Genomic DNA, 11558 nt, shown 5'->3' on the forward strand with positions numbered 1-11558 from the left:
TCGCCCCCGCAGGTACGATGCCCTCGGTGCGGTCTACGGACGGCTCGCTGTCCGCATCGTGACAACTCCCGTCCATGACAGAGCGGTTCATCGGGGGCACGGTTTGTGGGGGACGTGATGGACTTCGGCACCGGTGCACAGGCCGGCCCGGCCGACCTCGCCTGGCTGCGAGGCGTCGACGCCTACACCATGGGCGCCTATCCGCAGGCGGAGGAGGAATTCCGCACGGCGGTACGGATGGACCCGGGGATGGCCGACGGCTGGCTCGGGCTGCACGCCCTGCGCGTCGACACGACGACGGCGCTGCTGCGCATGTTCCGGCACCGCGAGCGGTTCGGCGAGCAGCGCGTACGCCACCGTCGCACGCTCAACTCCTGGTACTGGCTGGGCTGGTGGGTGCAGCCGGTCCTCGAGCACCCGCGGGATCTGCTGCTCGCGCACGCCTCGCACTGGCTGGACGGGCGGCACGTCCCGGACCTGGACCGGGCGCTGGCGACGCTGCCGCCGTTCGACGCGGACCCGCAGGTGCGGTTCCTGCACGCCTGCCGCTCGTATCTCGTGAAGGACTGGGAGCAACTGGTCCGGCACACCGATCCGTTGACCGACGACCCGATGCTCGGCATCGAGGCCGGTCTCTTCGGCGGCATGGCGCGGGTGCGCCTGGAGATGTTCGGGCAGGCGGAGCCGCTGCTCTCGTCGGCCCTGATGCGCTGCCGCAGCGAGCAGCCGCAGCGCAAGGAGCTGCGGTACTGGCTGGCCAGGGCCCATGAGGGCACAGGCCGTTCGGCGGCGGCGCTCCCCCTGTACCGGGCGGTGCACCGGGTCGACCCGGCGTTCATGGACACCTCCGCGCGGCTCGCCGCGATCGCGGAGGGGGACGGGTACGGGGACTTCGGCGACGGCTCGGACCTCGCGACGCTGTCCATGACCGGGTACCAGGACGGGCTCGACACCGACACCGGCGATCCGCTGTACGAGAGCGACGGGCGGGACCTCAAGGTGTCCGAGCCCGATCTGCCGCCGACCGGCGGCGCGGGCGGCGACGACGCGGACGTGGTGCGGGAGAAGGCCGTGGTGCCGGTGCCCGCGCCGCCGCCCGCCTCCAGCACGGATCCGGTGCTCCTGGAGGAGGCGCTGGCCGAGCTGGAGCGGATGGTGGGCCTCGAGCCCGTGAAGCGCCAAGTGAAGGCGCTGTCCGCGCAGTTGAACATGGCGCGGCTGCGGGCCGGGCAGGGGCTTCCGGTGCAGCCGCCCAAGCGGCACTTCGTCTTCTCCGGCCCTTCGGGCACGGGCAAGACGACCGTGGCGCGGATCCTCGGGCGGGTCTTCTACGCGCTCGGGCTGCTCGGCGGGGACCACCTCGTGGAGGCGCAGCGGGCCGACCTGGTCGGCGAGTACCTGGGGCAGACCGCCGTGAAGGCGAACGAGCTGATCGACTCCGCGCTGGGGGGTGTGCTCTTCGTCGACGAGGCGTACGCGCTGTCCAACTCCGGCTACGGGAAGGGCGACGCGTACGGCGACGAGGCGCTTCAGGTGCTCCTGAAGCGGGCGGAGGACAACCGGGACAACCTCGTGGTGATCCTCGCCGGCTACCCGGAGGGCATGGACCGGCTGCTCGCGGCGAACCCCGGGCTCTCCTCGCGGTTCACGACGCGGGTCGACTTCCCGTCGTACCGGCCGCTCGAACTCACCTCGATCGGTGAGGTGCTGGCGGCGGAGAACGGGGACGTGTGGGACGAGGAGGCGCTGGACGAGCTGCGGTCCATCGCCGGGCACGTGGTCGACCAGGGGTGGATCGACGAGCTCGGGAACGGGCGGTTCCTGCGGACGCTGTACGAGAAGTCGTGCGCGTACCGCGACCTTCGGCTGACCGGGTACGCGGTCGAGCCCACGCGGGACGACCTGGCCACGCTGCGGCTGCCGGATCTCATGCAGGCCTACGGCGAGGTGCTGTCGGGGCGGGGGCCGTCCGGCGGTTGACCGGCGCGGACGGCCCCGATGGGTTGGCCCCGACGGGTTACGCCAACGCCTCCTCGCGCTTGCGGGAGGAGGGGATGCCGGTGGGTTCCGGAGCGCGGTGGGTCGGGTCGTTGACCTCGCCCACCAGGAGTTCCAGGGCGTCCTCGAGAGCGACCAGGCCGAGGGTGCGTCCCGAGGCGTCGGCGACCTGGGCCAGATGGGTGGCCGCGCGGCGCATCACCGTGAGGGCGTCGTCCAGCGGAAGCTCCGAGCGGAGCGTCGCCATCGGGCGCCACAGCTGCTGCGGGACCGCGCGGTCCGTGTCGGGGCCCTCGATCAGGTCGAGGACGTCCTTGACGTGCAGATAGCCCATGAACGCGCCGTCGTCGGAGCAGATCGGGAAGCGCGAGTAGCCCGTCCGGCCGGTGAGCTCGATGATCTCGGCCGGGGTGACCCCCGGGCCCACCGTGACCAGTGAGGCGCGAGCGATCAGGACGTCCGTCACCGGGCGGGAGCCCAGCTCCAGGGCGTTGTCGAGGCGCTCCTGCTCCTCGGGCGCCAGCAGGCCGGCCTGGCCGGAGTCCTCCACGAGCCGGTTGAGCTGTTCGCTCGTGAAGACCGCCTCCACCTCGTCCTTCGGCTCGACCCGGAACAGCTTGAGGATCAGGCGGGCGCAGGCGCCGAGGGCCACCGTGACCGGCTTGCAGAGCCGGGCGAAGGCGACGAGTCCCGGGCTGAACCACAGCGCCGTCTTCTCCGGCGCCGCCATCGCCAGGTTCTTCGGCACCATCTCGCCGATGACGAGGTGGAAGAAGACCACGGCCGCGAGCGCGATCACGTACCCGAGCGGATGGATCATGCCGTGCGGGACGTGGGCCGCCTCGAAGACGGGTTCCAGGAGGTGCGCCACCGTCGGTTCGGCGACCGCGCCGAGGGTCAGCGAGCAGACCGTGATGCCGAACTGGGCCGCCGCCATCATCTGCGGCAGGTGCTCCAGGCCGTACAGGACCTGCTTGGCGCGCTTGCCGGGGATCGGCTCGATCTGGCTGCGGCGGACCGACACGAGGGCGAACTCCGCGCCGACGAAGAAGCCGTTGGCCAGGACCAGCAGGGCCGCGAAGACGAGTTGCAGGGCGCTCATCGGGCCGCCCCCAGGAGCGCCGGCTTCGGGGCGTCCGACGTACGGACGATGCGGACGCGTTCCGCCCGGTAGTGGTCGACGGCCCGCACCGACAGGCGCCAGCCGGGGAGTTCGGCCTTGTCGCCGGGGGCCGGGATGCGGCCCAGGAGGTCGGCGACCAGGCCGGCCACCGTCTCGTACGGGCCTTCGGGGACGTCCAGGCCGATGCGGCGCAGGATGTCGACGCGGCAGCCGCCGTCGGCGTCCCAGGCGGGGCGGCCGTCCTCGGGCGGGGCGGCGGCCAGCTCGGGCAGGTCGAGACCGTCGTGCTCGTCGCGGACCTCGCCGACGAGTTCCTCCACGATGTCCTCCAGGGTGACGACCCCGGCCGTGCCGCCGTACTCGTCGACGACGACGGCGATCGGCTGCTCGCTGCGCAGACGGGCGAGCAGGGGCTGTACGGGGAGGGTCTCGGGGACCAGGAGCGGCTGTTGCGCGATCCGGCTCACCGGCGTGCGCAACCGTTCGTGCGCCGGCATCGCGAGCGCGTCCTTGAGGTGGACCATGCCGATGATCTCGTCGATCCGCTCCCGGTAGACGGGGAAGCGGGACAGGCCCGTGGCGCGCGTCAGGTTGACGACGTCCTGCGCGGTCGCGGACGCCTGGAGCGCGCTGACCTTCACGCGCGGCGTCATGACGTGCTGCGCGGTCAGCTCGGCGAGCGAGAGCGTACGGACGAAGAGGTCGGCCGTGTCCTGCTCGAGGGCGCCGGCCTGCGCGGAGTGGCGGGCCAGCGAGACGAGTTCGCCGGGCGTGCGGGCCGAGGCCAGCTCGTCGGCTGGCTCGACGCCGAGGGCGCGGACGAGACGGTTCGCCACCGCGTTGAGGAGGGCGATCACCGGGCGGAACAGGCGGGAGAAGGCGTGCTGCGGTCCCGCCACGAAACGGGCGACCTGGAGCGGCTTCGACACCGCCCAGTTCTTCGGCACGAGTTCGCCGACCACCATCTGCACGGCGGAGGCCAGGAGCATGCCGACGACGACGGAGACACCGCCGACGGCCCCTTCCGGGATGCCGATCGCGGTGAAGGGGGCGTTGAGCAGCTCGGCCAGGGCCGGTTCGGCGAGCATGCCGACGACCAGCGAGGTGATGGTGATGCCCAGCTGGGTGCCGGACAGCTGGAACGACAGCTGCTTGAGGGCCTGTACGACGGTGCGGGCGCGCTTGTCGCCCGCCGCCGCGGCCTTCTCGGCGTCGGGGCGCTCCACCGTGACGAGGCCGAACTCGGCCGCGACGAAGAAGCCGTTGGCGAGGATCAGGACGAAGGCGGCCGCGAGGAGCAGCAACGGGATGGTCATGCCGCCGCCTCCGGGGACATGTGCGCCTCGGGGGCGCTGTGTCGGGAGGGGGCGGCGCAGGTACTACCGGACGATCCGTCCATCGCTGGAGGGAGTCACTCCTTGGTCAGCAGGAGCCCCCTGGCTCCGCCGGTTCGGCGGGCGGGGGCGGGGCGGCGCGGTGGGCACGCCCCGGCACCAGATTAATCAAGCGGGCGGCCTGTGCGTCAGGGGCTGCGCCCGGCCGCAGGGGCTTTACCTGCCTGTCGATGCGTGGGCCGACTCCGTCAGGGCGCGGAGCGCCTTGGCGTCGCGGATGGCCGACTGCTTGGCGATGCCGGGCTGGATGCCCATGGCGGCCATGCTCGTGCCGTCCGTCAGGTCGAGGAAGACCCAGGGGTCGCCGGGTCGCAGGTTGACCTTGACGATCTCCGCCCAGGCCAGGCGGCGGCTGCGGGCCACGTTGACGACCGTGACGCCGTCCGCGTCGGCGACGACCTTCGGGCGGGCCAGGAGCCCCAGCACGGCCCAGAACAGAGCCCCGGTGAAGACGAAGCTCGCCTTCTCCCCCGGGCTCAGGCCCGCGAGGAGCAGCGCGACGATCGTGATCACGACGAAGGACGCCGCGCCGAGGGCGTGCAGGATCGCGCGGGTGCGCCCCGGACGGAAGGTGACGGGAAGGTCAGGGGTGTCCGACATCGCAGGTCCTCAGAGGCGGCAGGCGTGGATGGCCGTGGTGAGGATGGCCCGGGCGCCGAGGGCGTACAGGTCGTCCATGATGCGCTGCGCGTCCTTGGCGGGGACCATGGCGCGGACGGCGACCCAGCCCTCGTTGTGCAGCGGGGAGACCGTCGGGGACTCCAGGCCGGGGGTGAGGGCGACCGCCTTCTCCAGGTGCTCGGCGCGGCAGTCGTAGTCCATCATCACGTACGTCCTGGCGACGAGGACGCCCTGGAGGCGGCGCAGGAACTGCTGCACCTTGGGGTCGTCCGAGGTGTCGCCCTTGCGGCGGATGACGCAGGCCTCGGAGCGCATGATCGGCTCGCCGAAGACCTCCAGGCCGGCGTTGCGCAGCGAGGTGCCGGTCTCGACGACGTCGGCGATGGCCTCGGCGACTCCGAGCTCGATGGCGGTCTCGACGGCGCCGTCGAGGTGCACGACGTTGGCCTCGACGCCGCGCTCGGAGAGGTACTTGGCGACGATGCCCTCGTAGGAAGTGGCGATCGTCTTGCCCGCCAGGTCGGCGACGTCCTTGACCGCGCCGGGACGCGACGCGAAACGGAACGTGGAGCGGGCGAAGCCGAGCGGCAGGATCGTCTCGGCCTGGGCGCCGGAGTCGATCAGCAGGTCCTCGCCGGTGATGCCGATGTCGAGCTTGCCCGAGGACACGTAGATCGCGATGTCCTTGGGGCGGAGGTAGAAGAACTCGACCTCGTTGTCCGGGTCGACCGTGACGAGTTCCTTGGACTCCTTGCGCTGCCGGTATCCGGCCTCATGCAGCATGTCCGACGCAGGTCCGGAGAGTGAACCCTTGTTGGGGACGGCGATGCGCAGCATGAGGTCGGATTCCTTTGCGTAGGTGGTGCGTTGGGGTGGCGGTGGGCTGCGTACGGCTCAGAGGTGCGCGTACACGTCGTCGAGGGAGATGCCGCGGGCGACCATCATCACCTGGACGTGGTAGAGGAGCTGCGAGATCTCCTCGGCGGCGGCGTCCTTGCCCTCGTGCTCGGCGGCCATCCAGACTTCGGCGGCCTCCTCGACGACCTTCTTGCCGATGGCATGGACGCCCTTGCCGACCAGCTCTGCGGTGCGGGACGTGGCGGGGTCGCCGTTGGCTGCCTTGTGCTGGAGCTCGGTGAAGAGCTCCTCGAACGTCTTATTGGACATGGTGGCGTCTACTTTACGCGTCCCGGGCCGGCCCTTAACGCCAGGGCTCGGCGATCGTACGGAGCGTGGTCGCGGTCGCGACGGCCGCGGTGACCGCCTCGTGGCCCTTGTCCTCGTTCGAGCCCTCGATTCCGGCGCGATCGAGGGCCTGCTCCTCGGTGTCGCAGGTCAGGACGCCGAAACCGACGGGGACGCCGGTCTCGACGGAGACCTGGGTGAGCCCGTTCGTCACGCCCTGGCAGACGTACTCGAAGTGCGGGGTGCCGCCGCGGATGACGACGCCGAGCGCGACGATCGCGTCGTAGCCGCGGCCCGCGAGGACCTTGGCGACGACCGGCAGCTCGAAGCTGCCGGGGACGCGCAGGACGGTGGGCTCGCTGATGCCCAGCTCGTTCAGGGCGCGCAGCGCGCCGTTCACGAGTCCGTCCATGACCTGCTCGTGCCACTGGGCCGCGATGACGGCCACGCGCAGGTCGCCGCAGTTCTTCACGCTCAGTTCGGGTGCACCCTTGCCGCTCACGCGCTTCTCCTCGTACGTACGTAGATCAACTGTCGGTCGTTACTGGTTGTTGCAGGCGGACGCGTGCGGGGCGTCGAGCCACGGCAGGTCGTGGCCCATGCGGTCCCGCTTGGTGCGCAGGTAGCGCAGGTTGTGCTCGCCCACCGTGACGGGCATCGGCTCCCGCTCGGTGACCTTGAGGCCGTGCCGGGTGAGGGCCTCGGTCTTGTCGGGGTTGTTCGTCATCAGGCGCAGGCTGCGCACGCCGAGATCGCCGAGGATCTGGGCGCCCGCCGCGTAGTCCCGCGCGTCGGCGGGCAGGCCGAGCTCCAGGTTGGCGTCGAGGGTGTCGCGGCCCTGCTCCTGGAGCTCGTAGGCGCGCAGCTTGGAGAGCAGGCCGATGCCGCGGCCCTCGTGTCCGCGCAGGTAGACGACGACGCCGCGGCCCTCCTCGACGATGCGGCGCATCGATTCCTCCAGCTGGGGGCCGCAGTCGCAGCGCAGCGAGTGGAAGACGTCGCCGGTGAGGCACTCGGAGTGGATGCGGGCGAGGACCTCCTCGCCGTCTCCGATCTCGCCGTGGACGAGGGCGACGTGCTCGACGCCGTCGACGGTGGAGCGGTAGCCGTAGGCCGTGAACTCGCCGAAGGCGGTCGGGAGCTGCACGGTCGCCTCGCGCTTGACCGTGGGCTCGGAGGTGCGGCGGTAGTCGATCAGGTCCTTGATGGAGATGATCGTCAGGCCGTGGCGGCGGGCGAAGGGGACGAGCTCGGGCAGGCGCAGCATCACGCCGTCCTCGCCCGCGATCTCCACGATGGCCCCGGCGGGGCGCAGGCCCGCGAGGCGGGCGAGGTCGACGGCGGCCTCGGTGTGGCCGTCGCGGACCAGGACGCCGCCCTCCTTGGCGCGCAGCGGGAAGATGTGGCCGGGGCGGACGAAGTCGCCGGCCGCGGCGGTGCCGGAGGCGAGCATGCGGAGCGTCTTGGCGCGGTCGGCGGCGGAGATGCCGGTGGTCACGCCGTGCTCGGCGGAGGCGTCGACGGAGACGGTGAACGCGGTCTGCATCGACTCGGTGTTGTTGCCGACCATCTGCGGCAGCTCGAGCCGGTCCAGCTCCGCGCCCTCCATGGGGGCGCAGATCAGGCCGCGGCACTCGCTCATCATGAAGGCGACGATCTCGGGCGTGATCTTCTCGGCGGCGACGACGAGGTCGCCCTCGTTCTCGCGGTCCTCGTCGTCGACGACCACGACGGGCCGTCCGGCGGCGATGTCGCGGATCGCCATCTCGACCGGGTCGAGCGACAGGTCCTCGACCTCGTAGAGGTTGGGTGCCGTACTCATGCGCGGGCTCCTTCCATGGCCGGGGCGGGGGTAGCGGCGGCGCGGGAGCGCAGCCACCAGTCGCGCATGCCCCACAGGACGAGCGCGCCGTAGATGACGTAGACGAAGCCGGAGAAGGCGAAGCCGTTGGCGAAGTTCAGGGGGACGCCGACGAGGTCGACGAGGAGCCAGGCGAACCAGAACTCGACCATGCCGCGGGCCTGCGCGTACATGGCGACGACGGTGCCGACGAAGATGTACGCGTCCGGCCAGGGGTCCCAGGACAGCGTCGGGAAAGCGGTGAACAGGCCGCCGACGGCGAGGGTGCCAAGAGCGGCCGCGCCGATCAGACAGCCGCGCTCGCGCCAGGTGGCGAAGCGGACCGCGATGGAGCCGTCCTGCGCCTGGCCCTTGCCGCGGTTCCACTGCCACCAGCCGTAGAGGGCGACGGCGATGACGACGAGCTGCTTGCCCGCGCTGCCCGAGAGGTGGGCGGTGGCGAAGGCGGTGAGCAGGATCGCGCCGGAGATCAGCTGGGCGGGCCAGGTCCATATGGAGCGGCGCCAGCCGAGCGCGAGGGCGATCAGGCCGATCGTGTTGCCGATCATGTCGGACCAGAGGATGTGCTGGCCGAAGATCGTGAAGGCTTCGGTGTTGAGCCAGTTCACTTGCCCGCCCCCTGGCTGCCGAGCATCCGCTCGACGTACTTGGCGATGACGTCGACCTCGAGGTTGACCGGGTCCCCGGCCTGCTTCACGCCGAGCGTGGTCAGGGCGAGGGTGGTGGGGATGAGGCTGATGGTGAAGTAGTCGTCGGCGGCCTCGACGACCGTCAGGCTCACGCCGTCGACGGTGATGGAGCCCTTCTCGACGACGTACTTCGACAGCTCGGCGGGCAGCGAGATCTTGACGATCTCCCAGTGCTCGGAGGGTGTGCGGTCGACGATCGTGCCGGTGCCGTCGACGTGGCCCTGCACGACGTGCCCGCCGAAGCGGCCGTCGGCGACCATCGGCCGTTCGAGGTTGACGCGGGAGCCCGTGGTCAGCGCGCCGAGGCTGGAGCGCTTGAGGGTCTCGGCCATGACGTCGGCGGTGAACTCGTCGTTCTCGTGCTCGACGACGGTCAGGCACACGCCGTTGACGGCAATCGAGTCACCGTGCTTGGCGCCTTCGGTGACGACGGGGCCGCGGACGCGGAAGCGACAGGCGTCATCGAGATTCTCGACGGCGGTGATCTCGCCCAGCTCTTCGACGATTCCGGTGAACACTTCCCGGGTCCTCCCTCTACGGGCCTGGACTCCGGGGCACTGTCGTACGACGACGACAGAACGTGCGGACCGCGACACCGGGGGCGACGCCGCGTTCGACACCGGTCCCCTGGAGGGACCGCTGAAACAGCCGGCGACGCGCACTCACGTGCCCGCCCGCCGCGCACTGCCTCCCATCCGGACTTTAACCGTCGGTCCAGGAATTTCACCTGGTCAACCGGTCACAAGGTGCGTGACCGGGTCGCGGACTGTAACCGCCGGTTCGGACTTTCACCGACCCCGGAGTGCGCTGCTTCTGGTACACCGCCAGTCTGCCACGTTCGCTCGACGTGCACGCATGCGAATGCTGTGGGCTGACTCACAGCCCGTGCGGCTGGTCTTCGCCCGCGCGCGGGAATACGCGGCCGTTCTGGCAGTCTGAGGGCGTGACCAGCACGCAAGGCACGGAGCGCGCCGCCGAGTTCGAGAGCCACAGGGGCCGGATGTTCGGGCTCGCCTACCGGATGCTCGGCTCCGCCGACGAGGCCCAGGACATGGTGCAGGACGCGTATCTGCGGTTCCGCGCCACCGAGCCGGGGTCCGTCGAACACGTGGGCGCCTGGCTCGCCAAGGTCGTCACGAACCTCTGTCTGAACCGGTTGTCGTCGGCGCGCGTCCAGCGCGAGCGGTACGTGGGCCCCTGGCTGCCCGAACCGGTCCTCACCTCGGACGGCACGCTCGGCCCGCTGGAGTCGGCCGAGCAGCTCGACTCGGTGTCCTGCGCGCTGCTCGTCCTCCTGGAGCGGCTGACGCCGACGGAGCGGGCGGTGTACTTGCTGCGGGAGGCGTTCGCGTACGGGTATCGGGAGATCGCCGGGGTGCTCGACCTCGGGGAGGCCAACTGCCGTCAGCTGTACCGGCGTTCCGTGGCGCGCCTGGACGAGGAGCGGGCGCGGTTCGAGCCGTCGGAGCGGGTGCGGCGGGAGCTGGTCGAGGCGTTCGTCGGGGCGGCGCGCGAGGGGGATCTGGCGGGCCTGGAGAAGATGCTCGCCACGGATGTGCAGTGGTGGGGCGACGGCGGCGGCAGGGTCAGCGCGGCCCGCAAGGCGGTGTCGGGCCGCGAGAAGGTGCTGCGGTTCCTGGTCGGGGTCGCGGAGAAGTACCTGGTGGGCGTGGAGCTGTACGTCGAGGAGATCAACGGGGAGCCGGGGATCGTCGCGCGGCGCCCGGACGGCGGACTGTTCGCGGTGGTCTGCTTCGAGGCGCGGGACGGGCGCGTTTCGGTGGGGCGGACGATCCTGAATCCGGACAAGCTGGGGTTCGTGACGCGTCAGCTGGCCGCGGCCGCGTAGGAGCGAACCTACGGCTGTCACAAACGCGCGGGGCCGCCGGTTCTCAGTTGACGACGGGCGTTCCGCAGGGGGACGTCCGGTTGCGAAGGAGCTGATGCGGCGATGACCACGATCCTGGTGACCGGCGGAACGGGAACGCTCGGCCGGCTCGTCACCGAACGGCTGATCGGGGCCGGGCACGAGGTGCGGGTGCTGAGCAGGCACAGCGAGCCGTACGCCGTGGATCTGCGGGAGGGCGGTCCCGCGCTGGACCGGGCCGTGACCGGCGTGGACGTGATCGTGCACTGCGCGACGACGCAGACGGGCGGGGACGAGAAGGCGGCGGCGAACCTGATCGCGGCGGCGCGGCGGGCGGAGGTCCCGCACCTCGTCTACATCTCGATCGTCGGCGTGGACGAGGTGCCGTTCCCGTACTACAAGGCGAAGCTCGCGGTGGAACGGCTCGTCGAGGGGTCGGGGCTCGGGTGGACGGTGCTGCGGGCGACGCAGTTCCACGATCTGGTGGCGACGATCGTGCGGGTCGCGGCGAAGCTGCCGGTGGTGGTGCTGCCCGCCGGGGTGAGCGATCAGCCGGTCGAGGTGGCGGAAGTGGCGGAGCGGCTGGCCGAGTTGGCGCAGGCGCCTCCGGCGGGGCGGGTCGAGGACATGGGCGGGCCGGAGGTGCTCCCGTTCACGGATCTCGCGCGTACGTATCTCAGGGCGGCGGGAAAGCGGCGCGCGGTCGTCTCGGTCCCGCTGGCGGGGAAGGCGTATCGGGCGTTCCGGGCGGGCGGCCATCTGGCGCCGGGGCGGCGGACCGGGAAGGTGACGTTCGCGGAGTATCTGGCTCGGCGTTGAC

At 71.2% G+C, this 11558-nt stretch carries 12 protein-coding genes and 1 riboswitch; of the genes, 3 read left to right on the plus strand and 9 right to left on the minus strand.

Annotated features, from left to right (window positions below; translation table 11 throughout):
• Positions 1-117 precede the first annotated feature (117 nt).
• A complete protein-coding gene (locus ACTWJ8_RS08730; protein ID WP_356385521.1) occupies positions 118-1980 on the plus strand; it encodes an AAA family ATPase in 1863 nt (620 codons plus the stop codon).
• Positions 1981-2017: 37 nt separating this feature from the next.
• Here the strand turns inward: ACTWJ8_RS08730 and ACTWJ8_RS08735 are convergent, their stop codons facing one another.
• The 9 genes from ACTWJ8_RS08735 to ACTWJ8_RS08775 all read right to left on the minus strand — a co-directional run bounded on the left by ACTWJ8_RS08735 (position 2018) and on the right by ACTWJ8_RS08775 (position 9389).
• Positions 2018-3100, minus strand: coding sequence for a hemolysin family protein (locus ACTWJ8_RS08735; protein WP_356385523.1), 1083 nt, complete (start codon positions 3098-3100; stop codon positions 2018-2020).
• Positions 3097-4437 carry a hemolysin family protein gene (locus ACTWJ8_RS08740; RefSeq protein ID WP_443263511.1) on the minus strand — a complete coding sequence of 447 codons (1341 nt, stop codon included), beginning with the start codon at positions 4435-4437 and terminating at the stop codon, positions 3097-3099. Before ACTWJ8_RS08740 ends, ACTWJ8_RS08735 begins: the two co-directional genes overlap by 4 nt.
• Before the next feature lie 234 nt (positions 4438-4671).
• Complete coding sequence (locus ACTWJ8_RS08745; RefSeq protein ID WP_356385529.1) at positions 4672-5115, minus strand: PH domain-containing protein; 444 nt, start codon at positions 5113-5115, stop codon at positions 4672-4674.
• Between the two features lie 9 nt (positions 5116-5124).
• The gene (gene hisG / locus ACTWJ8_RS08750; protein ID WP_356385532.1) at positions 5125-5973 is read right to left on the minus strand and encodes an ATP phosphoribosyltransferase; all 849 of its coding nucleotides are present in this window, start codon (positions 5971-5973) and stop codon (positions 5125-5127) included.
• A gap of 57 nt (positions 5974-6030) precedes the next feature.
• Complete coding sequence (locus ACTWJ8_RS08755; RefSeq protein ID WP_356385535.1) at positions 6031-6303, minus strand: phosphoribosyl-ATP diphosphatase; 273 nt, start codon at positions 6301-6303, stop codon at positions 6031-6033.
• A gap of 34 nt (positions 6304-6337) precedes the next feature.
• Positions 6338-6823 carry a 6,7-dimethyl-8-ribityllumazine synthase gene (gene ribH / locus ACTWJ8_RS08760; RefSeq protein WP_356385537.1) on the minus strand — a complete coding sequence of 162 codons (486 nt, stop codon included), beginning with the start codon at positions 6821-6823 and terminating at the stop codon, positions 6338-6340.
• Positions 6824-6862: 39 nt separating this feature from the next.
• On the minus strand, positions 6863-8143 hold the full coding sequence (locus ACTWJ8_RS08765) for a bifunctional 3,4-dihydroxy-2-butanone-4-phosphate synthase/GTP cyclohydrolase II (RefSeq protein WP_356385540.1): 1281 nt from the start codon (positions 8141-8143) through the stop codon (positions 6863-6865).
• On the minus strand, positions 8140-8790 hold the full coding sequence (locus ACTWJ8_RS08770) for a nicotinamide mononucleotide transporter family protein (RefSeq protein ID WP_356385543.1): 651 nt from the start codon (positions 8788-8790) through the stop codon (positions 8140-8142). The genes ACTWJ8_RS08765 and ACTWJ8_RS08770 overlap by 4 nt, the downstream gene beginning before the upstream one ends.
• Entirely contained in the window at positions 8787-9389 is a 603-nt protein-coding gene (locus tag ACTWJ8_RS08775) for a riboflavin synthase (protein ID WP_356385546.1), read from the minus strand. Before ACTWJ8_RS08775 ends, ACTWJ8_RS08770 begins: the two co-directional genes overlap by 4 nt.
• 159 nt (positions 9390-9548) lie before the next feature.
• A riboswitch (FMN riboswitch) is annotated at positions 9549-9681 on the minus strand.
• 133 nt (positions 9682-9814) lie between these two features.
• On the opposite strand from ACTWJ8_RS08775, the gene ACTWJ8_RS08780 reads away from it, so the two are divergent.
• The gene (locus ACTWJ8_RS08780; RefSeq protein WP_443263512.1) at positions 9815-10720 is read left to right on the plus strand and encodes an RNA polymerase sigma-70 factor; all 906 of its coding nucleotides are present in this window, start codon (positions 9815-9817) and stop codon (positions 10718-10720) included.
• Positions 10721-10822: 102 nt separating this feature from the next.
• Positions 10823-11557: an SDR family oxidoreductase gene (locus ACTWJ8_RS08785; protein ID WP_356385551.1), complete on the plus strand. Its 735-nt coding sequence runs from the start codon at positions 10823-10825 to the stop codon at positions 11555-11557.
• Position 11558: the final 1 nt, after the last annotated feature.

The organism is Streptomyces sp. SDT5-1 (genome assembly GCF_052245995.1).
Taxonomy (GTDB): Bacteria; Actinomycetota; Actinomycetes; order Streptomycetales; family Streptomycetaceae; genus Streptomyces.

Excerpts from the sequence above, each read along its gene's own strand:
- ACTWJ8_RS08730 (WP_356385521.1), top strand. The coding sequence starts at position 118 with ATGGACTTCGGCACCGGTGCACAGGCCGGCCCGGCCGACCTCGCCTGG.
- ACTWJ8_RS08735 (WP_356385523.1), bottom strand. The coding sequence starts at position 3,100 with ATGAGCGCCCTGCAACTCGTCTTCGCGGCCCTGCTGGTCCTGGCCAAC.
- ACTWJ8_RS08740 (WP_443263511.1), bottom strand. The coding sequence starts at position 4,437 with ATGACCATCCCGTTGCTGCTCCTCGCGGCCGCCTTCGTCCTGATCCTC.
- ACTWJ8_RS08745 (WP_356385529.1), bottom strand. The coding sequence starts at position 5,115 with ATGTCGGACACCCCTGACCTTCCCGTCACCTTCCGTCCGGGGCGCACC.
- hisG (WP_356385532.1), bottom strand. The coding sequence starts at position 5,973 with ATGCTGCGCATCGCCGTCCCCAACAAGGGTTCACTCTCCGGACCTGCG.
- ACTWJ8_RS08755 (WP_356385535.1), bottom strand. The coding sequence starts at position 6,303 with ATGTCCAATAAGACGTTCGAGGAGCTCTTCACCGAGCTCCAGCACAAG.
- ACTWJ8_RS08765 (WP_356385540.1), bottom strand. The coding sequence starts at position 8,143 with ATGAGTACGGCACCCAACCTCTACGAGGTCGAGGACCTGTCGCTCGAC.
- ACTWJ8_RS08785 (WP_356385551.1), top strand. The coding sequence starts at position 10,823 with ATGACCACGATCCTGGTGACCGGCGGAACGGGAACGCTCGGCCGGCTC.